Origin of the sequence: Tsukamurella hominis (assembly GCF_965137015.1) — a bacterium.
Classification (GTDB): Bacteria; Actinomycetota; Actinomycetes; order Mycobacteriales; family Mycobacteriaceae; genus Tsukamurella; species Tsukamurella hominis.
In genome coordinates, this window is record NZ_CBCRZG010000008.1 from 42,632 (window position 1) to 62,176 (window position 19,545).

The window sequence follows — 19,545 nt, forward strand, 5'->3', positions numbered from 1 at the left end:
CCCATGTGCAGTGCGATCACCTGCCGCGTGTGCGGCAAAACCACCTGGACCGGCTGCGGCTCCCACGTCGACGCCGTCCGCGCCACCGTCCGCCCCGAGGACTGGTGCGACGGTCACGCGGCCCCGTCGGGCGCCGAGCAGCCCGCCAAGCGCGGCTGGTTCCGCCGCTAGCCGATCACTACCCGTCGATGCGCGCGAAGGGGCGCAGCTCCTCCACCTCGTAGGCGAGCTCGAGCAGCGCCGCCTCGGTACCGGCGGGGCCCGCGAACTGGGCACCCAGCGGGAGCCCGGCGTCGTCGAACCCGCACGGCACGGAGATGGCCGGGCCGCCCGACACGTTGTTCAGCGGGGTGATGCCCACCATCGCGATGGTGCGGGACATGAATTCGTCGAAGGGCAACGCCGGGTCGAGGTGGCCGATCCGCGGGGTGGTGCTGGTCATCGTCGGCGAGAGCATCGCGTCCACGCCCCGCTCGACGAACATCCGCTCGTAGTTCCCGGTCACGGCGCGCAGCCGCGCGATCGCCCCCGGGATCGACGGTGCGCCGAACAGCCCCGACCGCAGCAGGCTGCGGGTCACGGGATCGAGTGCGCCGAACCGGCCCGGCGTCACCGCCCCGGTGACCGCGACCTCGAGCCCGGCGAGGAGCCCCCAGTAGCGCAGGAAGTCGTCGACGAAGCCGCCGTCGATCCGTAGGTCGGTCATGCTCAGTTCGATGATCTCGTGCCCCTGATCCGTCAGCTCGTCGGCCAGGGTCCGGACCGGCGCGAGGCACTCGGCGGCGATGCCGAATTCGGTGACCGACTCGGTGACCAGCCCGATCCGCCGCCGTCGGCCGGGCCCGCGCACGTGCCCGACGGGCGGCAGCGCGGGGTTCCGACGGTGCCGCTCGGCCGCGGCGAAGTACCGCGCGGTGTCGCGGACGGTGCGCGTGAGCACGCCCTCGCACACCACGTTCACCGGCAGCACCGCGAGCGCGGGCAGCTCGGCGAGGCGGCTGCGCGTGCCCTTGAGCCCGACGAGGCCGTTCAGCGCCGCGGGGATCCGGATCGACCCGCCGCCGTCGTTCCCGTGCGCGATCGGCAGCGCGCCGGAGGCCACGAGCGCCGCGGAGCCCGACGACGAGCCGCCCACGGTGTAGTCGGTGTTCCAGGGGTTGCGAGCGGGCGCGCGGTCGGCGAACTCGGCGCTCGCGGTCATGCCGAACTCGGGCATCACCGTCGAGGCCAGCACGTTCACGCCGGTCGCGGCGAACTGCTCGCCCACCGGCCCGGACCGCTTCGCGGGCGTCGCGGGCAGGGCCGCCGAGCCCATCGTGGTGGGCAGGCCCGCGAAGGCGGTGTTCTCCTTGATGGCCGACGGGACGCCGTAGAACGCCGCGTCCACCGGGGCCTGCGGCCCGGTGCCCCCCTCGGGCAGCCACCAGCGCACCGCCCGGGTCGCGGGGTCGACGGTGCGGATCCGCTCGGCCGCGGCCGTCGCGGCCTCGGCGACGCCGAGCGTGCCGGCGGCGATCGCCTCGGCGACGCCGGTCGCGTCGAGGGTGCCGAGGGCGTCGTCGGTGAAGGCGTTCGCCCGCGTGCCGGCCTGGGTGATCTCCGTGGTCATGGCTGCTCCTCCGGCGCGCACGCCGAGTTTGTACAAACTTACAGAAATGGACGATAGCCCGAGTCTGGAACTTTGTACAGACTTCGCTCGCGGCCTAGACTGCGGGGCGTGGAGGAGCGCAAACACCGGCGGAGCACGCTCGAACGCAAGCGCGCTCTCCTCGAGGCGACGGTCGAGACGGTCGGCGAATCCGGGTACGCCTCGGTGACCCACCGCGCCGTGACCGCCCGCGCCGGCCTCCCCACCACGACGATCGGCTACTTCTTCGCGTCGATCGACGACCTCACCCACGAGGCGATGCGCACCTTCGTGGCCGAGGAGTTCGCGCGGCTCGACGTCCTGGCGGCCTTCCTCGCGAACACCTCGGCGAGCCCCGACGAGGTGATCGCAGCGTTCGCAGCATCGTCCGAGGCGCGCGGCAACGAGTCGCTCGCGCTGATCGAGGCGTACCTCCGCGCGGCGCGCGACCCGGCCTCGCGCGTCCTGGTCGAGGAGTACCTGCGCGCCGCTGACGCGGTGGCGCAGGGCGCGGCCGCGCTCGCCGGCGCCGAGATCGACCCGGAGACGGCGCGGGGCGTGGTCGCGCTCATCAACGGCTTCACGGTGCTCGACTCGGCGCTGCCCGAGGCCGCCGACATCGCCGTCAAGATGCGCGCGCTGCGCACGATGCTGATCGGCGCGCTGTTCGAGCAGGGCCACGAGGACGCCGCCCGCGCGCTGCGCGACCGGGCCGACTCACCGGCCCTGGGCCGGCCGGACACGGACTAGCCGGGCTCGGACTAGCTGGGCTCGGGCGCGAGCGTGCCCGAGCTGTCGCCCGCCGCGATGCGGGCGGCCATCCGCTCCTGCGCCTCGCGGATCCCGCTCGCATAGGCGGGATCGATCGCGGAGTCCAGGGCGAAGTCGAACTCCCGACTGGTCTGCAGCCGATCCGCCGCATCGGTGAAACGACCCTGGCGGCGGTAGCCCTCGGCCAGGTTGAGGTGCAGCGACGGCATGAACCCGGCGACGCTCAGCGACGGGTGGATGGCCTGCAGCTCCGCGTCCGAGACGTGCGCCGACTCCGCGAGCGCGACCTCGTCCCACTCCACCTCGGCGTCCAGCTCCTCCTGCACGTCCGCGATGTAGTGCGCAGCGATGCACCGGGCGGCGTGGTCGCCGGGCGCGATCCGCGCCCACGTGGCCTCGAGCTTCTGCTTCCGCCCGGAGGGCTCCCCCGTCATCGCGGCGCCGAGCTCCGTCATCAGGTTCTCCATGCCCCGCACCCTAACGCCCAGCACCGACAGGAAACCCGCAGCGGACTCCCGCCGCGAAATCCCCCGGTGGCGGCATGCGTAGGACTATGAAGAAACGATGAGACGCACACTGGTGGCCGTCCTGTCCGCGCTGCTGCTCGCGCTGGCGGGTGCGCCGCCGGCGCAGGCCGCCGACGTCGAGAAGGCGATCGCCCGCGGCATGACGCTGGTCGGCACCGACACCTTCGGCGAGTACGGCTGCGAGGACTTCGTCGACTTCGCCTACGGCAAGACCACCGCCACCGGCATCCCGCGCGACCACGCCCGCTCCTTCTACGAGGGACTGAAGGCCAAGGGCCTCGGCCACTCCTCGCTCCCCGCGCCGCGCGGCGCGCTCGTCTTCTCGCAGAGCGACTACGGCTACCACGTGGACATCTCGCTCGGGAACGGCACGTATCTCAGCGGCGGCGTTCAGGGGCTGTCCAACGGCTGGGGCGACGGCTCGCAGATCCAGGTCATCCCGGAGCCCGACATCGCACCCAACTCCAGGCTGCTGGGCTGGGCCTACGCCCCCTGGAAGTAGCTACTGCAGCAGCGCGTGGCACCGTCGGAGGCGATCGAGCCACCAGTCCCGGCGCTCCCCCGTCACCTCGACCGCCGCCAACTGCGCCTCGGTCGGCGCGACGGCCCGCACCCGCAGCGCCCCGCCGACGAGCGGATGCTCGCCGAGGTCCGCGGTGAAGAAGCCGCCCGTGCCGAGGCCCGCGGCGTTCCCTTCGGGGACGCACGCCGCCGCGGCGATCCCGGCGGACAATCCGACGGCGGTGTCCAGCGCGGAGGAGACCGTCACCCGCACGCCCGCAGCCGCTTTCAGCGCGGCGGCCACGTCCAGCACGGACCGCACCCCGCCCAGCGGCGCCACCTTCACCACCGCGACGTCGGCGGCGCCGAGCTCCGCGACGCGCATCGGATCGTCGGTGCGGCGGATGGATTCGTCGGCGGCGACATCGCAGGCGCCGCCCAGCCGGCGGCGCACCTCGGCCAGATCCTCGACGGCGGCGCAGGGCTGTTCGGCGTAGTCGAGCGGGCCGCCCTCGAGCAGCCGGGCGATCGCGCGCTCGGCCTGATCCACGGTCCAGCCGCCGTTCGCGTCGACGCGGATCGCCCCGTCGGGCATCGCCTCCCGCACGGCCGCCACCCGGGCCAGGTCCTGCGCGAGGGTCTGCCCCGTCTCGGCCACCTTCACCTTCGCGACCCGGCAGCCGGGGAACCGCGCCAGGATCTCGGGAACCCGGCTCGGCCCGACCGCGGGCACCGTCGCGTTCACCGGCACCGCGTCGCGCAGGGGCTCCGGGAAGCCCTCGTACGCGGCCTCGATCCCGGCCCGCAGCCAGAGCGCGGCCTCGGCATCGTCGTACTCGGGGAAGGGGCCGAACTCGCCCCAGCCGGCCGGCCCCTCGAAGACGACGGCCTCGCGGGCCGTGATCCCGCGGAACCGGACCCGCATCGGCAGGCGCACCACGCGCGCCGCGGCCACCAGTTCGTCGACGTCCACCACGACCCCAACAGTAGAGTCGGCTGCGTGACTTTCAACCCCGAGCTGTGGCAGCCGGTCCCCGGATTCGAGGACCTGACCGACATCACGTACCACCGGCACATCACGCAGGGCACCGTCCGCGTGGCCTTCGACCGGCCGGAGGTGCGCAACGCCTTCCGCCCGCACACCGTCGACGAGCTGTACCGCGCGCTGGACCACGCACGGTGCACCCCCGACGTGGGCGCGGTGCTGCTCACCGGCAACGGCCCGGCGCCGAAGGACGGCGTGTGGTCGTTCTGCTCGGGCGGGGATCAGCGCATCCGCGGGCGCTCCGGCTACCAGTACGCCACCAGCCACGACTCCGACGTCGAGGCCGCGACCGCCGACGGTGTCGACGAGGCCCGGGTCAAGGCCGAGGGCGGCCGCCTGCACATCCTCGAGGTGCAGCGCCTCATCCGGTTCATGCCGAAGGTCGTGATCGCGCTGGTCAACGGGTGGGCCGCGGGCGGCGGCCACTCGCTGCACGTCACCTGCGACCTCACCCTCGCGAGCCGCGAGCACGCCAAGTTCAAGCAGACCGACGCCGACGTGGGCAGCTTCGACGCCGGCTACGGCAGCGCCTACCTCGCCAAGCAGGTGGGCAACAAGTTCGCGCGCGAGATCTTCTTCCTCGGCGATGTGTACAGCGCCGAGGACATGCACCGCATGGGCGCCGTGAACCGCGTCGTCGACCATGACGAGCTGGAGAACGTCGCGCTCGAGTGGACCGCGAAGATCCTCGGCAAGAGCCCCCAGGCGCAGCGCATGCTCAAGTACGCGTTCAACCTCCCCGACGACGGGCTGGTCGGGCAGCAGCTCTTCGCCGGCGAGGCCACCCGCCTGGCGTACATGACCGACGAGGCCGTCGAGGGCCGCGACTCCTTCCTGGAGAAGCGTGCCCCCGACTGGTCCCCCTTCCCCTACTACTACTGAGTCCCCGTGGCGCAGTGCGTGTTCTGCGCGATCGTCGCGGGTGAGTCGCCCGCGGCGGTCGTCGCCGAGACGGACGAGGTGATCGCCTTCCTCGACGCCCGGCCCATGAGCGAGGGCCACACCCTCGTAGTCCCGAAGCGGCACGCGGCGCGGCTCGCCGACCTCCCCGCCGACGACGGCACGCGGATGTTCGCGCTCGGGCACCGTCTGGCCCGGGCCGCGCGCGACGGTGGGCTCCGGGCCGACGCCGTGAACCTCGTCGTCAACGACGGTCGCGCCGCCTTCCAAACCGTCGATCACGTGCACCTGCACGTGATCCCGCGGTTCGCGGGCGACCGGCGCGCAGTGCTCGGGCGCTTCCTCCGACGCAAGCCGCGCACGTCCGACGGTGCCGCCGTCCTCCTGCGCGACGCCCTGCCGGACTGACACCCGGCGTTGCCGCGCGTATCGTGCTCGCATGGACGTGGACGTGGTCGTCGAGCGCGTGATTCCCGTTGCGCGCGAGCGGGTCGCGGGGTTCGCGGGCGACCCGTCGACCGCCCCGCGGTGGTACGCGAACATCCGGTCCGTCGCCTGGCGGACGGAGCCCCCGGTGCGGCTCGGGTCGCGGATGGACTTCGAGGCACGCTTCCTGGGGCGGCCGCTGGCCTACACCTACGAGGTGACGGAGCTCGTCGCGGGCGAGCGGATGGTGATGCGCACCGCCGACGGCCCCTTCCCCATGGAGACCACCTACACCTGGGAGACGGTGCCCGGTGGCACCCTCATGCGGTTGCGGAACCGCGGCACCCCCAGCGGTTTCGCGCGGGTCGCCGCTCCCGTCATGGCGCGCGCGATGCGGTCCGCGATGACGAAGGACCTCGACCTCCTGAGCCGGCTCCTCGTCGACGACGGTCCGCGCGCCTGACATGTGTGTGATCGTGACCGCTGAGCGGGCACAATCGCACACACCTCAGTCCGGACGGGGCGACGCACGGCCGCCACCACCATGTCGGTGCCTTCGGTAACGAATTCGATCACCACCCTCGATAGTCCGGGTGTCAGAGACGACGCACCTTCGATACCGAGGAGCACTGATCACATGACCGCACGCACCACCCGCCTCGCCCTGGCCGCCGGCGCCTGCGCCGCGCTCGCCCTGGGAACGCTGCCCGCCGCCGCGCACGCCGACACCGTCGTCCGGTTCGACGGCTGGGTCACCACACCCGGCTTCGCCGACCCGATGCCCTTCCCCACCGTGCACTACACCGGCACCGTCGACGCGAAGGGCTGGATCACCGTGCGCCCCGACTGCATCAAGGGCGCGCTCGGCGGCCCGACCGCGCCGTGCGTCGACAATCCCGGCACCCGCGCGCAGATCGCGACGCGCACCCTGAGCTGGTGGAACGACGGCAAGCGCTACGGCGGCGAGGTCAAGGCGCGTCCCGATGGCTCCTTCACCACGCTGATCGGCGAGAAGAAGGTCACCTTCACCGTGGGTGGGCCGGGCACCGTCGGCAAGGCGGTCGGGCGCTATTCCTCCTGAGCCCGCGGGTCAGCCGTGGGCGCGCCGGTGGCGCGGCTGGTACAGCCCGATCGCGCCGCCGCCGGGGAGCGTCAGCGACGTGAGCAGGCCCCAGCCCTGGTCGGTGATGGGCGCCGCCTCGACGCCCTTCGCCCGCAGCGCCGCCACCTCCGCCTCGACGTCGTCGCACATCAGGTACAGCTCCTGCTTCGGCGGGCCGTCGGTGGGGTGCACGGCGACCTCCGACGCGGGCAGCGGCAGGATCAACCAGCCCTGGCCGGCGTCCACCCCCTCGACGCCGAGGACCTCGCGCAGGAAGGCGCGGTCGGCGTCCGCGTCGGCGGAGTAGTGGATGATGTGCGCCCCGTTGATCATCCGCCCACGGTAGCGCCGAACCTTCGGTGCATCTCTGCGACGACACGCCGATGTCCGATCGCAGAATCCCACCGAATGTCCGTTTCGGCCCGGGCGGTCACGATTGCACAGCGCGCGGATCGACCCGTGCTACTCCTCGATCACCCGGAAGCGGAAGGTGCTGCGGCCCAAGGTGAGTTCGTCACCGTCGGACAGCGGGAGCTGGCCGGCGACGCGACGTTCCCCGACGTAGGTGCCGTTGGACGACTGCAGGTCCCGGACGGCGAAGCCGCTGACGGAGCCGGTGATCACGGCGTGCTCGCGGGAGACCTTGGTGTCGTCGATGCTGATGTCGTTGTCGGGGAGGCGGCCGAGGCGGACCTCGCCGTGCACCGGGTACTCCGTGCCGTCCTCGGCGGTGAGCGTGCCGCGGGGGCCCGCGCCGGCGATGGTCACGTCGGTCTCGGTCTTCTCGAAGGCCCGCCCGTCACCCGGCTGCGCGGCGGGCCGCGCGACGGTGAAGGCCAACTGCTCCTGCCGCAGCACCTTGCCCTCCAGCTCGACGAGTGCCGGCGTCGGGTCCGCACCCAGCTCGTCGGCGAGGGTGCGGCGCAGCTCCCGCGCGGCCTCGAGGGCATCCGCCTGGCGACCCGTGACGTACAGCGCGGTGATGAGCTGCCCCCACAGCGGCTCCTGCAGCGGATGCTCGGAGACGAGGCGCCGCAGCTCCCCGATGACGGACGCGGCACGACCGGCGGCGATCTCCGCGTCGTACATCGCGGACTGCACCGCGGCGCGCTCCTCGGCCATGCCGATGGCGAAGTTGTCGGCGAACTGCAGGCCCCGCAGGTCGGCGACGGCGTCGCCGCGGAACTCCGACAGCGCGGAGGCGAAGGCCAGCGAGGCCTGGTCGTAGCGGCCGGCGGCGGCCAGCTCGGCGCCGCGGCGCCGAGCCGAGTCGAACCGGCCGATGTCGGACTGCTCGGGTTCCAGGTCGAGGCGGTAGGTGGAGCCGGAGGTGACGAGCAGGCCGTCGAGGCCCGAACCGGCGCCCGGGCCGCGGAGCGCCTTCCGCAGCCCGCTGACGAAGACCTGCAGGCTGGCGCGCGCGGAGGCGGGCGGATTGCCGTCCCACACCTGCTCGCTCAGGGAGTCGACGGTGACGGCGCGGCCGCGGTTCATCACCAGCAGCGCGAGCACCGACCGCGGCTTCACGCCCGACACCTCGTTGGGTGCGCCGTCCACGGAGAGCGAGACCTGGCCCAACACGCGGATATCCAAAGACGCCATGCGCAAATAGTAGTCACGGCTCGTCAGGCCGCCTGCGCACTGCCGCAAAACAGCCACAAACCGGACACGGTCGGGGGATTCTGAGAGCGCCCTGAATGAACATTGGGTGAACGCTCGCCGGACGGTCGAGAACCTGCAGGTCAGAAGGATGTCGGACCCGTCTCACCCGTTTGGTGGAACGGGACCCTCGGCCTCAGTATTTTCACCATGAACAGCGAACTCATCATCCTGCTGTTGGTGATCGTGACGGCCCTCGCCTTCGACTTCACCAACGGCTTCCACGACACGGGCAACGCGATGGCCACGTCCATCGCGACCGGTGCCCTGAAGCCGAAGACGGCGGTCAGCCTCTCGGCGATCCTCAACCTGGTGGGCGCCTTCCTGTCCGTCGAGGTCGCACTCACCGTGACCAACGCGGTGATCAAGATCCAGAACAAGGACGGCTCGCCCAAGGCGGAGTTCACCGCCAACCACGGGCGCGCGCTGCTCATCATCGTGCTGGCCGGCCTCATCGGCGGCATCGTCTGGAACCTGCTGACCTGGCTGCTCGGCCTGCCGAGCTCCAGCTCGCACGCGCTGTTCGGCGGCATGATCGGCGCCACCATCGCCGCCCTCGGCCTGGGCGGCGTGGTGTGGATCGGCCACGGCAAGCTCGACGGTGTCATCGGCAAGGTCGTCCTCCCGGCGCTGTTCGCCCCGGTCGTCGCGGGCCTCGTGGCCGCGGCCGGCACCTACCTCATCTTCAAGATCGTCGCCGGCGTCGCCGAGCGGTTCACCGAGGAGGGCTTCCGCTGGGGCCAGATCGGCACCGCCTCGCTCGTCTCGCTGGCGCACGGCACCAACGACGCGCAGAAGACCATGGGCGTCATCACCCTCGCCCTCATCGGCTACAGCGCCGGCTCCCCCGAGCAGAGCGGCGGCTTCCTGTTCTGGAACGACACCCACGGCGTCCCGCTGTGGGTGAAGTTCTCCGCCGCCGCCGCGATCGCGCTGGGTACCTTCCTGGGCGGCTGGCGCATCATCCGCACGCTGGGCAAGGGCCTGATCGAGATCAGCTCGCCGCAGGGCATGGCCGCCGAGGCCTCGTCGGCCACGATCATCCTGACCTCGAGCCACCTCGGCTTCGCCCTCTCGACCACGCACGTCGCCACCGGCTCGATCCTCGGCTCGGGCGTCGGCAAGCCGGGCGCCAAGGTCCGCTGGAACGTCGCTGTTCGCATGGTCGCCGCGTGGCTGATCACCCTGCCCGCCGCGGCGGTCGTCGGCGCGATCATGTGGTTCGTCGCCGCGAAGATCCCCGGCCTCGCCGGCCCGATCGTCGCCTTCGCCATCCTCTGCGCCCTCTCCGGCTACATGTACTGGCGGGCGCAGCAGCAGAAGGTCGACTCCAACAACGTCAACGCCGAGTGGGACGACGAGACCAACGCGGTCGCGCCGACCGCCGACGAGAAGATTGCGAAGGTCTAAGACATGGAAACCATCTCCCTCGCCCTCAGCGCGGTCTGGAAGGTCCTCCTCGTGGGCCTGATCCTCGGCGCCGGCCTGCCCGCCCTGTTCGCCGTCGGCGTCCGGGGTCTCGCGATCGGCAACGGCCACGAGCAGGAGGACGGCACCGTCCACCAGCCGAACCCGCTCGGCAACGTGCTCGCCGCCATCGCGTTCGTCATCGTCATCGCCGCGGTCGTCCTCGGCATCGCCATGATCGTGGCATCGGGCTTCAAGTACGAGCTCACGTTCGACAACATCTACCCGTGGTTCGAGAAGAAGAAGTAGGGGCGACCACATGACCACCGAGAACTCCCAGGACAGCGTCCTCCAGCAGGTCCTCGACTGGCTCCGCGCCGGTTACCCCGAGGGCGTGCCGCCGAAGGACTACTTCCCCCTGCTCGCGCTGCTCACCAAGCAGCTGTCGGAGACCGAGGTCGACGCGGTGATCGGCCGCATCCTGGCCCAGCGCCCCGACGAGGTCCACAAGGACGAGATCGAGGCCGCGATCACCAAGGTGACCCAGGCCGAGCCCAGCGACGAGGACCTGCGCCACGTCGCGAGCAAGCTGGCCGCGGGCGGCTGGCCGCTCACCGGTTTCGCCAGCTGAAACACGTTCTCTTCGCTGTCGCTCACCCGAGCAGCGGGCGGCCCCCTATCCTGGTGTTCAGATAGGGGGCCGTTCCCGTATCGGTGCCCGTATCGACGGCACAACCGCGCCCGCGGGCGCACCCTCGCATCGGAGGTGGGGTCTTCATGAGTTCGAGTCCGGGCTTCCTGGCCAGGATCGTCGATTGGCTGCGCGCCGGCTATCCCGACGGCGTGCCCAGCACCGACTACCAGCCGCTCCTCGCGCTGCTCGATCGGCAGCTCACCAAGGAGGAGGTCAAGCAGGTCACGCGGGAACTGATCGACGACGCGCACCTCACCCCCGACGGCGTCGAACCCATCACCCGCGTCGACGCGGGCGTCGCCATCAGCGGCCACACCCACGAGATGCCGCTCGAGAAGGACATCACCCGCGTCCGCGAACGCCTCGAGCGCAAGGGCTGGCCCTTCGACGACGCCCCGCTCAACCCCGGCGGCTGCCCCAAGACGCACGGCGAGTGAACCTCGAACCGCTGCGGATCGACACCGTCGCATCCGCCCTGCCGCAGCTGACCGCCCTGTTGGAGGGCACGGCGCCCGCGTGGCTGCCGGTGCCCGCGCACGATCCGCGCGAGGCCGAGCGGCTCACCGTCGCGCTCGCCGCGGGCACCCCGATCGACGAGCGCGTGGCCCTCGTCGTCGCCACGTCCGGCACGACCGGCACCCCCAAGGGCGCGATGCTCACCCGCGAGGCCCTCGCCGCCAGCGCCGCGGGGACGCACGCGCGGCTCGGCGGCCCCGGGCAGTGGTTGCTCGCCATGCCACCGCAGCACGTCGCGGGTGTACAGGTGATGCTGCGCTCCCTCGCCGCCGGCCACGCGCCCGCCCAGCTCGACGTGCGCGCGGGCTTCGACCCCGCCGCCCTCGCCGCGGCCCACGCGCGCATGACCGCGGACCGTCGGTACGTCTCCCTGGTCCCGACCCAGCTGGTCAAAGTCCTCGCCGACCCGTCCGCCACGGAGGCCCTGGCCAGGTTCGACGGAGTGCTCATCGGCGGCGCCGCCTGTCCCGCCCCGGTCCGCGAGGCGGCGCTCGCCGCCGGCGTCCGCATGGTCCGCACGTACGGGATGAGCGAGACCGCCGGGGGCTGCGTGTACGACGGTGCGCCCCTCCCGGGCGTCGAGATCCGCCTGGACGGCCCGGCATCGCGCGTCGTCCTCGGCGGCCCGACGGTGGCACTCGGCTACCGGAACCTCCCCGAGCACCCCGCCTTCGCCGAGCGCGGCTGGTTCCGCACCGACGACGCGGGGACGCTCACGGACGGCGTCCTGGCCGTCACGGGCCGCCTCGACGAGGCCATCTCCACCGGCGGCCTGACGGTGCTCCCGCAGGTCGTGGAGGCCGTACTCGCGCGGGTGCCCGGGGTGACCGAGGTCGCCGTCTTCGCCCAGCCCGACCCGCGGCTCGGCCAGCGGGTGGCCGCGGCGGTCGTGCCGGGGCCGGGGGCGGACGTCACCGTCGAGCTACTGCGGGAGGCCGTCGAGGCCGAGCTGGACCGGACGGCGGCCCCGCGGGCGTTGTACCTCCTCGACGCGCTGCCCCGGCGCGGGCCCGGCAAGGTCGACCGGCGGGCGTTGGTCGACCGATTCTCCGAATACTGAGCGAATTCCAAAACTCTCGGTATATCGTCGCCGCATGATTCTCCGGCGCGCCCTCGGGCGACTCGCAGCGACAACGGCGACCCTCGCGCTCGGCGCGGGCCTGGCGGCGGGTGTGGCCCAGGGCGCACCGTCGACGACGTGGATGTGCCGGCCGGGCACGGCGAACCCGTGCACCCTCCCCACCGACACCACCGACCTCGGCACCGGGAAGAGCACACCGGCACCGAAGGTGACCGACGCCGAGAAGGCCGTCGACTGCTTCTACGTCTATCCGACGGTGACGAATCAGGTGGCGCTCAACGCCAACCCGGTGCGCATGCCCGAGGTGGACTCGATCGCCCGGTTCCAGGCGGCGCGGTTCGGGTCGATGTGCCGGGTGTTTGCGCCGATCTACCCGCAAATCACGCTGACGGGCCTCGCGCCCACGATGCTGATGCACCTGAGGCCGGTCGTGGACACCGCGTACGACGCCGTGCGGACGGCCTGGCGCGAGTACCTGGCGCGCGACAACGGCGGCCGCGGCGTGGTGCTCATCGGGCATTCGCAGGGAACGATGATGCTGCGCAAGCTGATCCGCGAGGAGATCGACGGCAACGCGGCGGTCCGGAACCGCCTCGTCGGCGCCTTCCTGATGGGCGGCAACGTGACCACGGCGGCGGGAAGCACGACGGGTGGCGACTTCCGGAACATCCCGCTATGCACCCGCCGCGGCGAGTTCGGCTGCGTCGTGGCGTACTCCACCGACACCGCCGCGCCGGTGATCTCGATGTTCGGCAACACCGACCTCGACCTGCTCTCCCAGACGATGGAGCTCCCCGTGGGCGCGGGCAAGCACGTAGCCTGCACCGACCCCGGCCCGCTGTCCGGCGACTCCGGTCCCGTCGGCGTGACGGTGCCGAGCGAGCGCTACGCGTTCGGGATCATCTCCGTGCTCATGGACTACACGACGTTCCCCGAAGCCCTGCCCACGTCGGCGAGCACGTGGACGGTGAGCAGGAGCCGCGGCGTGGGAAGCTGCTCGGAGGTCAACCGGCACAGCATGTACCGGATCCGGCTGACGGTGCCGCAGCCGCTCAACGAGCTACCACTGATGGGCACGCACCTGCTCGACGTGAACTTCGGCCTCGACCGGCTGGTGTCGATCGCGGCGCAGCAGTCGGCGGCGTGGCGCGCACGCTGACCGCAGGTTGACGGACGTCACAAATATTCATGGTTGAAGGAATTTCGGGTAAGGTTACCGCCGAGTAAGATCGCTCCGCAGTATCAGCCCGGATCGGAGAACCGTGAAGCAGAACATCGCAGCGCAGACCCCGCTGCTCAACCCCCGCGACGTCGACTTCCTGCTCTACGAGTGGCTGAACGCGGAGGAGCTGACCAAGCGCGACGCCTTCGCGGAGCATTCGAAGGAGACCTTCGACGCCGCGCTCGACCTGGCCGCCGACATCGCCGTGCAGAAGCTGTCGAACCACTACAAGGACGCGGACGCCCACGAGCCGACGATCCAGCCCGACGGCACCGCGAAGACGCTGCCCGCGACCAAGGCCGGGCTCGACGCGATCGCGGCCTCGGGCCTGACCTTCGGCGAGCTGCCCGCCGAGGAGGGCGGCATCGGCCTGCCCTCGCTGATCAGCAAGGCCGCCTTCGCGTGGATGCAGGCCGCGAACGTCTCCACCACCGTCTACTCGGGCCTCACCCTGGGCAACGGCAACGTGATCCGCTCCTTCGGCACCGACGAGCAGAAGCGCCTCTTCCTCGAGCCGATGATCGAGGGCCGGTTCACCGGCACCATGTGCCTCTCGGAGCCCGACGCCGGCTCCGCGCTCGCCGACATCAGCGCCAAGGCCGAGCCCCGCGAGGACGGCAGCTACGCCATCACCGGCACCAAGATGTGGATCACCGGCGGCGACCACGAGATGTCCGAGAACATCGTGCACCTGGTGCTCGCGAAGGTCCCGGGCGCGCCGGACGGCGTCAAGGGCATCTCGCTGTTCATCGTGCCGAAGTACCTGGTGAACGACGATCAGTCCGTCGGCGAGCGCAACGCCGTCACCCTGGTGAGCCTGAACCACAAGATGGGCAACAAGGGCACCACCAACTGCCTGCTCTCGCTCGAGGGCGCCACCGGCTACCTGGTGGGCACCGAGAACCGCGGCCTGGTCCAGATGTTCCAGATGATGAACGAGGCGCGCGTCGCGGTGGGCCTCGCGTCGTCGTCGATCGGCTACACCGGCTACCTGCAGTCGCTGGAGTACGCGAAGACCCGCGTGCAGGGCCGGCCCGTGACCGCCCCGACGGGGCCGCAGGTCCCGATCATCGAGCACCCCGACGTGCGCCGGATGCTGCTCGCGCAGAAGAGCTACGTCGAGGGCGGGCTGGCACTCGCGCTGTTCGGGGCGCGCCTCGTCGACGACGCGGACACCGGGCAGACGGAGGAGGAGCGGACCGCCGCCGGGCAGCTCCTCGACTTCCTCACCCCGATCATCAAGAGCTGGCCCAGCGAGTGGGCCACCAAGGCCAACGACTACGCCATCCAGATCCACGGCGGCTACGGCTACACGCGCGAGTTCAACGTCGAGCAGCTGTACCGGGACAACCGGCTCAACGCGATCCACGAGGGCGCCAAGGCGATCCACGGCCTGGATCTGCTGGGCCGCAAGGTGCCGCAGCACGGCGGCGCCGCCTTCGGCGCGCTGCTGGGTCGGATCGAGGCGACGGCCGCCCGCGCCGACAAGGTCGAGGAGCTGGCGCCGCACGCGACCGCGCTGCGGGCGGCCGCGCAGCGCGCCGTCGAGGTCACGATGACACTCGGCGGCACCGGGGACCCCGCGCTGTCGCTGGCGAACGCCACCTCCTACCTCGACGGCCTCGGCCACGTCGTGGTGGCGTGGCTGTGGCTGGACCAGGCGCTCGCCACGTACGCCGAGGACGGCACGGCGAAGGACGAGGCCTTCTACCGCGGCAAGCGGGCGGCCACGCAGTACTTCTTCGTGTACGAGCTGCCCAAGGCGCACACCGAGTTCGACCTGCTGGCGAAGCTCGACCGCACCACGCTCGACCTGGACACCTCGGTTCTGTAGCGACTGCATAGGCTGGGTGCATGGCAACCGCAGCGCAGTGGCTCGAAGGGGCCCGCCCCCGCACGCTCCCGAACGCGATCGCCCCGGTGATCGCGGGTACGGGGGCGGCGGGCTTCCTCGGCGAGGCGGTCTGGTGGAAGGCACTCCTGGCGTTGGTGGTGTCGCTGTCGCTGATCCTGGGCGTGAACTTCGCCAACGACTACTCCGACGGCATCCGCGGCACCGACGACGACCGCGTCGGGCCGCTGCGCCTCGTCGGGTCCGGGCTGGCCTCCCCCGCGGCGGTCAAGCGCGCGGCGTTCGCGTGCTTCGGCGTCGGCGGGGTGGCCGGTGTGGTGCTGTCCCTGACCTCGGCGCCCTGGCTGATCCTCGTGGGCCTGGCCTGCGTGGCCGGGGCGTGGTTCTACACCGGCGGGAAGAAGCCCTACGGCTACCTCGGCTTCGGCGAGATCGCGGTCTTCGTGTTCTTCGGCCTGGTCGCGGTGCTGGGCACCGAGTTCGTGCAGGCCGGGCGGGTGGATGCCGCCGGCTGGCTCGCGGCCTGCGCGGTGGGCTCGTACAGCTCGGCGGTGCTCGTCGCCAACAACCTGCGCGACATCCCCACCGACCGCGAGTCCGGCAAGATCACCCTCGCCGTCCGCCTCGGCGACTCCCGCACCCGCGTCCTGTTCTCGGTCCTCGTCGCCGTGCCGACGGTGCTGGGCCTGGCCCTCGCCGCCGTCGCCACCCCGTGGGCGCTCCTCTCCCTCGCCTCCGCCCCGCTCGCCGTGCGCGCCGCTCTGCCCGTCGCCCGCGGCGGCCAGGGCCCCGCCCTGATCCCCGCCCTCGCCCAGACCGGCCTCGCCATGCTCGTCTGGTCCATCGGCGCCGCGGTCGGGCTGTTCCTGGGCGCGTGAGTTAGCCGCGTGCCGCGGCGCCCACGACGGAGAGCAGTTGCAGCTTCTCGTAGCTCTCCGATCCGGGCTGCGCGGTGTACACGAGCAGCAGGTGCGACTGCTCCGGGTCCACGAGGTGCTGGCAGTCCAGCTCGAGCGCCCCGACCTCCGGGTGGATGAATCGCTTCACCGCGTTCGGGCGGATCCCCACCGGATGCGCCTCCCACAGCGCCGCGAACTCCGCGCTGCGCTCGAGCAGCAGTTCCGCGTACTCCGCCGCGCGGGAACCGGGCCCCCGGAGCGCCGCCACCCCACGCAGGCCCGAGACGAACATCGACGACAGGAACGCGTGGTCGTCAGGATGGTGGATCGCGCGGCTCGCCGGGTCGGTGAACCACCGGTACCCGACGCTGCGCTCGGGGCCGGTGTAGCCGGTGGTGTCACCCGTCAGGGCCACCGAGAGCGGCGTCTGACGCAGGGTCTCCCCGAGCTCGGTGACGATCTCCGCCGGGGTGTCGGACAGACGATCGAGCACCCGGGCCAACCCGGGACCGATGTGATCGCCCGTCGCGCCCCGGGGCGGCGCGTGCTGCCCCGCCAACCGGAAGAGGTGGTCACGCTCATCGAGGCTCAGGTGCAGGCCCTGCGCGATGGCCGCGATCATCTGCGGCGACGGGTGCGGGCCGCGCTGCCGTTCGAGCCGGGTGTAGTAGTCGACCGACATGTGGCACAGCGCCGCAACCTCCTCCCGCCGCAGGCCCTGCGTCCGCCGCCGCTGCCCTCGAGGGAGCCCCACGTCCTCCGGCTGCAGGGCCCCCCGCCGCCGGCGGAGGAACTCCGCGAGCCCTTCCCGGTCGATCATCCGCACCTCCTGCCGACGACGGTACTGGGACCGGACCGATCGCGACGCCGCTGGACGCTCTCATCCGGGGATCGACGGTCCCTGGATGAGCATCCGCGGCACTGCGAGGCTGGCAGCCATGAACCGAGCACCGATCGACCTCCCCCTTCCCGATCTCACCGGCAAGCGCGCCGTCGTGACCGGCGGCACCGACGGCATCGGCCTCGGCATCGCGCGCCGCCTCGCCGCGGCCGGCGCGGACGTAGTCCTGCCCGCACGGAACGCCGCGAAGGCCGAGGCTGCGGTCGCCGCGATCGGCGCCGCGGCGCCGGCGACGACCGTCTCCACACTCCCCCTCGACCTGTCGTCCCTCGCGTCGGTGGAGGCGCTCGGCCGCACCCTGCTCGAGGACGGCCGCCCCATCGACCTGCTCATCAACAACGCCGGCGTGATGACCCCGCCCACCCGGCAGACGACCGCCGACGGCTTCGAGCTCCAGTTCGGGACCAACCACCTCGGCCACGTCGCGCTGGTCGCGCACCTGTTGCCGCTGCTTCGCGAGTCGCGGGCCCGCGTCACGTCGCAGATCAGCATCGCCGCCAACGAGAGGTCCATCAACTGGGACGACCTGAACTGGGAGCAGTCCTACAACGGCTCCGGCGCCTACAGTCAGTCCAAGATCGCCTTCGGCCTGTTCGGCCTCGAGCTGGACCGGGTGAGCCGGGAGCGCGGCTGGGGCATCACCAGCAACCTGTCCCACCCCGGCGTCGCCCCGACCAGCCTCCTGGCGGCGCGCCCGGAGATCGGCCGCGACGGTGACACGCTCGGGGTGCGGATCATCCGCCGGTTGTCGGCGCTGGGGATCGTGGTCGGGACCGCGGAGACCGCCGCCCTCCCCGCCCTTCTCGCCGCGACGACGCCGGACGCGGCGGGCAGGTTGTACGGCCCCAAGGGCTTCATGCACCTCGGGGGCCCGCCCGCCGAGCAGCCTCTCTACAGCAGGATCCGCAGCGAGGAGGAGGCCCGCCGCATGTGGCGGATCTCGGAGGGCATGACCGGGATCTCCTTCCCGTCCTGACCCCTAACGACCGCGGACGGCGCGCCCTACTCCCGCCAGGACCCGTCGGCGAGGAAGCGCTCGACGGTGAGCGTGGGCGGGATGAGGTCGAAGCCGCTCGACTGCACCCAGGCGTCGTCGAAGTAGGTGTCGAGGTACCGGTCACCGTCGTCGGCGAGGAGGGTGACGACGCTGCCGGACCGGCCCGCCTGCAGCATCTCGGCGATCACACCGAAGGCGCCCCAGAGGTTGGTACCGGTGGAGCCGCCCACGCGGCGGCCGAGCATCGACGAGGCGATGCGCGCCGCGGCGATCGAGCCGGCATCGGGCACGCCCACCATCCGGTCGACGATCTCCGGGATGAACGACGGCTCCACGCGCGGACGGCCGATGCCCTCGATCCGCGAGGACTGCCCCGTCTGCACCGTGCAGTCCCCGGCGACGTAGCCGGGCAGGAAGCTGGAGTTCTCCGGGTCCACCACGCACAGGCGGGTCGCGTGGCGGCGGTAGCGGATGTAGCGGCCGATGGTCGCCGACGTGCCGCCGGTGCCCGCGCCGACCACGATCCAGGCCGGCTCGGGGTGCTCCTCGAGGGACAGCTGGGAGAAGATCGACTCGGCGATGTTGTTGTTGCCGCGCCAGTCCGTCGCGCACTCGGCGTGCGTGAACTGGTCCATGTAGTGGCCGCCCCGCTCCTCGGCGAGCCGCGCGGCCTCGGTGTACACCTCGTCGGCGCGGTCCACGAAGTGGCACGTGCCGCCCTCGCGCTCGATCAGCGCCACCTTCGCCGGCGACGTCGAGCGCGTCATCACCGCGACGAAGGGCAGGCCCAGCAGCTTCGCGAAGTAGGCCTCGGACACCGCCGTCGAGCCCGACGAGGCCTCGATCACCGTCGTGCCCTCGCGCACCCACCCGTTGCACAGCGAGTACAGGAACAGGGACCGGGCCAGACGGTGCTTCAGGCTGCCCGTGATGTGCGTGGTCTCGTCCTTGAGATACAGGTCGATCCCGGCGCCCCGCGCCCACTCCCCCAGCGGGAAGCGCAGCAGGTGCGTGTCGGCGCTGCGGCGCGCGTCGGCCTCGATCAGCCTGACGGCGTTGTCCACCCAGGACCGGTCCGCGGACCGGTCGTGAACGACGGTCGTCACTCGTCCACGCCCTGCAGCCGCCGACGGAAGTCGTCGCGCTTCGCCTTGCGCGCCTCGTCGATGACGGCGGCGCTCTCGTTCACCCGGGTGCGCAGCTTCTTGCCGAGCACCATCGACAGCGGCAGCGAGACCACGAGGGCGAACAGGAAGACGGGAACGGGCGGCACCTCGTCGAGGAACAGGTACCCGATCCCGTAGAGCACCGCGAACACGGCGACGACGAGCCCCAGGCGGAACAGCGTATAGAAAAAGATGTCGCGTGCCAGGGCCTTCTTGGCCGCACCCGTATCGGTCATGACCATGAGCCTACCC

Annotated in this window: 24 protein-coding genes; 16 read left to right on the top strand and 8 right to left on the bottom strand. The window is 71.8% G+C overall.

What is annotated here, in order from left to right; genetic code table 11:
- The first annotated feature begins 3 nt into the window (after positions 1–3).
- A complete protein-coding gene (locus tag ACM9LD_RS12385) occupies positions 4–171 on the top strand; it encodes a hypothetical protein (RefSeq protein WP_224647592.1) in 168 nt (55 codons plus the stop codon).
- Between the two features lie 7 nt (positions 172–178).
- Here ACM9LD_RS12385 and ACM9LD_RS12390 read toward each other — a convergent pair whose 3' ends face one another.
- Positions 179–1,609 carry an amidase gene (locus ACM9LD_RS12390; protein WP_415676945.1) on the bottom strand — a complete coding sequence of 477 codons (1,431 nt, stop codon included), beginning with the start codon at positions 1,607–1,609 and terminating at the stop codon, positions 179–181.
- 108 nt (positions 1,610–1,717) lie between these two features.
- Between ACM9LD_RS12390 and ACM9LD_RS12395 the strand changes: the two genes are divergently transcribed.
- Positions 1,718–2,377 (top strand): TetR/AcrR family transcriptional regulator, encoded by a 660-nt coding sequence (locus ACM9LD_RS12395; protein WP_415676946.1) that lies wholly within the window; start codon positions 1,718–1,720, stop codon positions 2,375–2,377.
- Between the two features lie 11 nt (positions 2,378–2,388).
- On the opposite strand, the gene ACM9LD_RS12400 is transcribed toward ACM9LD_RS12395, so the two are convergent.
- Entirely contained in the window at positions 2,389–2,865 is a 477-nt protein-coding gene (locus tag ACM9LD_RS12400) for a hypothetical protein (protein ID WP_415676947.1), read from the bottom strand.
- A gap of 97 nt (positions 2,866–2,962) precedes the next feature.
- Between ACM9LD_RS12400 and ACM9LD_RS12405 the strand changes: the two genes are divergently transcribed.
- Positions 2,963–3,427 carry a hypothetical protein gene (locus tag ACM9LD_RS12405; protein ID WP_415676948.1) on the top strand — a complete coding sequence of 155 codons (465 nt, stop codon included), beginning with the start codon at positions 2,963–2,965 and terminating at the stop codon, positions 3,425–3,427.
- Here ACM9LD_RS12405 and ACM9LD_RS12410 read toward each other — a convergent pair whose 3' ends face one another.
- Complete coding sequence (locus tag ACM9LD_RS12410) at positions 3,428–4,402, bottom strand: o-succinylbenzoate synthase (RefSeq protein WP_415676949.1); 975 nt, start codon at positions 4,400–4,402, stop codon at positions 3,428–3,430.
- A 24-nt stretch (positions 4,403–4,426) separates the two neighbouring features.
- Here ACM9LD_RS12410 and ACM9LD_RS12415 point away from each other — a divergent pair, with 24 nt between their 5' ends.
- From ACM9LD_RS12415 to ACM9LD_RS12430, 4 genes are all read left to right on the top strand, one after another.
- Positions 4,427–5,353, top strand: a complete 927-nt coding sequence (locus tag ACM9LD_RS12415) for a 1,4-dihydroxy-2-naphthoyl-CoA synthase (protein ID WP_415676950.1) — start codon at positions 4,427–4,429, stop codon at positions 5,351–5,353.
- Positions 5,354–5,359: 6 nt separating this feature from the next.
- Positions 5,360–5,779: an HIT family protein gene (locus ACM9LD_RS12420; RefSeq protein ID WP_415676951.1), complete on the top strand. Its 420-nt coding sequence runs from the start codon at positions 5,360–5,362 to the stop codon at positions 5,777–5,779.
- A gap of 31 nt (positions 5,780–5,810) precedes the next feature.
- Positions 5,811–6,260 carry an SRPBCC family protein gene (locus tag ACM9LD_RS12425; RefSeq protein WP_415676952.1) on the top strand — a complete coding sequence of 150 codons (450 nt, stop codon included), beginning with the start codon at positions 5,811–5,813 and terminating at the stop codon, positions 6,258–6,260.
- A gap of 174 nt (positions 6,261–6,434) precedes the next feature.
- On the top strand, positions 6,435–6,878 hold the full coding sequence (locus tag ACM9LD_RS12430) for a hypothetical protein (RefSeq protein ID WP_415676953.1): 444 nt from the start codon (positions 6,435–6,437) through the stop codon (positions 6,876–6,878).
- A gap of 9 nt (positions 6,879–6,887) precedes the next feature.
- Here the strand turns inward: ACM9LD_RS12430 and ACM9LD_RS12435 are convergent, their stop codons facing one another.
- Together ACM9LD_RS12435 and ACM9LD_RS12440 are read right to left on the bottom strand one after the other, a co-directional pair.
- The gene (locus tag ACM9LD_RS12435) at positions 6,888–7,232 is read right to left on the bottom strand and encodes a VOC family protein (RefSeq protein ID WP_415676954.1); all 345 of its coding nucleotides are present in this window, start codon (positions 7,230–7,232) and stop codon (positions 6,888–6,890) included.
- A gap of 129 nt (positions 7,233–7,361) precedes the next feature.
- Complete coding sequence (locus tag ACM9LD_RS12440; protein ID WP_415676955.1) at positions 7,362–8,501, bottom strand: BTAD domain-containing putative transcriptional regulator; 1,140 nt, start codon at positions 8,499–8,501, stop codon at positions 7,362–7,364.
- 207 nt (positions 8,502–8,708) lie between these two features.
- Here ACM9LD_RS12440 and ACM9LD_RS12445 point away from each other — a divergent pair, with 207 nt between their 5' ends.
- From ACM9LD_RS12445 to ACM9LD_RS12480, 8 genes are all read left to right on the top strand, one after another.
- Positions 8,709–9,968, top strand: a complete 1,260-nt coding sequence (locus tag ACM9LD_RS12445) for an inorganic phosphate transporter (RefSeq protein WP_415676956.1) — start codon at positions 8,709–8,711, stop codon at positions 9,966–9,968.
- Positions 9,969–9,971: 3 nt separating this feature from the next.
- Positions 9,972–10,274: a hypothetical protein gene (locus ACM9LD_RS12450; protein WP_415676957.1), complete on the top strand. Its 303-nt coding sequence runs from the start codon at positions 9,972–9,974 to the stop codon at positions 10,272–10,274.
- Positions 10,275–10,284: 10 nt separating this feature from the next.
- On the top strand, positions 10,285–10,596 hold the full coding sequence (locus ACM9LD_RS12455) for a DUF3349 domain-containing protein (RefSeq protein ID WP_224647577.1): 312 nt from the start codon (positions 10,285–10,287) through the stop codon (positions 10,594–10,596).
- Between the two features lie 146 nt (positions 10,597–10,742).
- Positions 10,743–11,096 carry a DUF3349 domain-containing protein gene (locus ACM9LD_RS12460; protein ID WP_415676958.1) on the top strand — a complete coding sequence of 118 codons (354 nt, stop codon included), beginning with the start codon at positions 10,743–10,745 and terminating at the stop codon, positions 11,094–11,096.
- Positions 11,093–12,235, top strand: a complete 1,143-nt coding sequence (gene menE, locus ACM9LD_RS12465) for an o-succinylbenzoate--CoA ligase (RefSeq protein WP_415676959.1) — start codon at positions 11,093–11,095, stop codon at positions 12,233–12,235. The genes ACM9LD_RS12460 and menE overlap by 4 nt, the downstream gene beginning before the upstream one ends.
- Before the next feature lie 34 nt (positions 12,236–12,269).
- A complete protein-coding gene (locus ACM9LD_RS12470; RefSeq protein ID WP_415676960.1) occupies positions 12,270–13,415 on the top strand; it encodes a DUF3089 domain-containing protein in 1,146 nt (381 codons plus the stop codon).
- Between the two features lie 103 nt (positions 13,416–13,518).
- Positions 13,519–15,312, top strand: a complete 1,794-nt coding sequence (locus ACM9LD_RS12475) for an acyl-CoA dehydrogenase (protein ID WP_415676961.1) — start codon at positions 13,519–13,521, stop codon at positions 15,310–15,312.
- A gap of 20 nt (positions 15,313–15,332) precedes the next feature.
- On the top strand, positions 15,333–16,208 hold the full coding sequence (locus ACM9LD_RS12480; RefSeq protein ID WP_415676962.1) for a 1,4-dihydroxy-2-naphthoate polyprenyltransferase: 876 nt from the start codon (positions 15,333–15,335) through the stop codon (positions 16,206–16,208).
- Position 16,209: 1 nt separating this feature from the next.
- On the opposite strand, the gene ACM9LD_RS12485 is transcribed toward ACM9LD_RS12480, so the two are convergent.
- Entirely contained in the window at positions 16,210–17,049 is an 840-nt protein-coding gene (locus tag ACM9LD_RS12485) for a helix-turn-helix transcriptional regulator (protein ID WP_415676963.1), read from the bottom strand.
- A gap of 118 nt (positions 17,050–17,167) precedes the next feature.
- On the opposite strand from ACM9LD_RS12485, the gene ACM9LD_RS12490 reads away from it, so the two are divergent.
- Positions 17,168–18,106, top strand: coding sequence for an SDR family oxidoreductase (locus ACM9LD_RS12490; protein ID WP_415676964.1), 939 nt, complete (start codon positions 17,168–17,170; stop codon positions 18,104–18,106).
- A 26-nt stretch (positions 18,107–18,132) separates the two neighbouring features.
- Here the strand turns inward: ACM9LD_RS12490 and cds1 are convergent, their stop codons facing one another.
- Positions 18,133–19,233, bottom strand: coding sequence for an L-cysteine desulfhydrase Cds1 (cds1, locus tag ACM9LD_RS12495; RefSeq protein ID WP_415676965.1), 1,101 nt, complete (start codon positions 19,231–19,233; stop codon positions 18,133–18,135).
- On the bottom strand, positions 19,230–19,529 hold the full coding sequence (locus ACM9LD_RS12500; protein WP_415676966.1) for a DUF4229 domain-containing protein: 300 nt from the start codon (positions 19,527–19,529) through the stop codon (positions 19,230–19,232). Before ACM9LD_RS12500 ends, cds1 begins: the two co-directional genes overlap by 4 nt.
- Positions 19,530–19,545 lie beyond the last annotated feature (16 nt).

Excerpts from the sequence above, each read along its gene's own strand:
- ACM9LD_RS12430 (WP_415676953.1), top strand. The coding sequence starts at position 6,435 with ATGACCGCACGCACCACCCGCCTCGCCCTGGCCGCCGGCGCCTGCGCC.
- ACM9LD_RS12450 (WP_415676957.1), top strand. The coding sequence starts at position 9,972 with ATGGAAACCATCTCCCTCGCCCTCAGCGCGGTCTGGAAGGTCCTCCTC.
- ACM9LD_RS12480 (WP_415676962.1), top strand. The coding sequence starts at position 15,333 with ATGGCAACCGCAGCGCAGTGGCTCGAAGGGGCCCGCCCCCGCACGCTC.
- ACM9LD_RS12485 (WP_415676963.1), bottom strand. The coding sequence starts at position 17,049 with ATGATCGACCGGGAAGGGCTCGCGGAGTTCCTCCGCCGGCGGCGGGGG.
- ACM9LD_RS12460 (WP_415676958.1), top strand. The coding sequence starts at position 10,743 with ATGAGTTCGAGTCCGGGCTTCCTGGCCAGGATCGTCGATTGGCTGCGC.
- ACM9LD_RS12470 (WP_415676960.1), top strand. The coding sequence starts at position 12,270 with ATGATTCTCCGGCGCGCCCTCGGGCGACTCGCAGCGACAACGGCGACC.
- ACM9LD_RS12400 (WP_415676947.1), bottom strand. The coding sequence starts at position 2,865 with ATGGAGAACCTGATGACGGAGCTCGGCGCCGCGATGACGGGGGAGCCC.
- ACM9LD_RS12425 (WP_415676952.1), top strand. The coding sequence starts at position 5,811 with ATGGACGTGGACGTGGTCGTCGAGCGCGTGATTCCCGTTGCGCGCGAG.
- ACM9LD_RS12500 (WP_415676966.1), bottom strand. The coding sequence starts at position 19,529 with ATGACCGATACGGGTGCGGCCAAGAAGGCCCTGGCACGCGACATCTTT.
- ACM9LD_RS12435 (WP_415676954.1), bottom strand. The coding sequence starts at position 7,232 with ATGATCAACGGGGCGCACATCATCCACTACTCCGCCGACGCGGACGCC.
- ACM9LD_RS12440 (WP_415676955.1), bottom strand. The coding sequence starts at position 8,501 with ATGGCGTCTTTGGATATCCGCGTGTTGGGCCAGGTCTCGCTCTCCGTG.
- ACM9LD_RS12405 (WP_415676948.1), top strand. The coding sequence starts at position 2,963 with ATGAGACGCACACTGGTGGCCGTCCTGTCCGCGCTGCTGCTCGCGCTG.
- ACM9LD_RS12455 (WP_224647577.1), top strand. The coding sequence starts at position 10,285 with ATGACCACCGAGAACTCCCAGGACAGCGTCCTCCAGCAGGTCCTCGAC.
- ACM9LD_RS12490 (WP_415676964.1), top strand. The coding sequence starts at position 17,168 with ATGAACCGAGCACCGATCGACCTCCCCCTTCCCGATCTCACCGGCAAG.
- ACM9LD_RS12390 (WP_415676945.1), bottom strand. The coding sequence starts at position 1,609 with ATGACCACGGAGATCACCCAGGCCGGCACGCGGGCGAACGCCTTCACC.
- ACM9LD_RS12445 (WP_415676956.1), top strand. The coding sequence starts at position 8,709 with ATGAACAGCGAACTCATCATCCTGCTGTTGGTGATCGTGACGGCCCTC.
- ACM9LD_RS12385 (WP_224647592.1), top strand. The coding sequence starts at position 4 with ATGTGCAGTGCGATCACCTGCCGCGTGTGCGGCAAAACCACCTGGACC.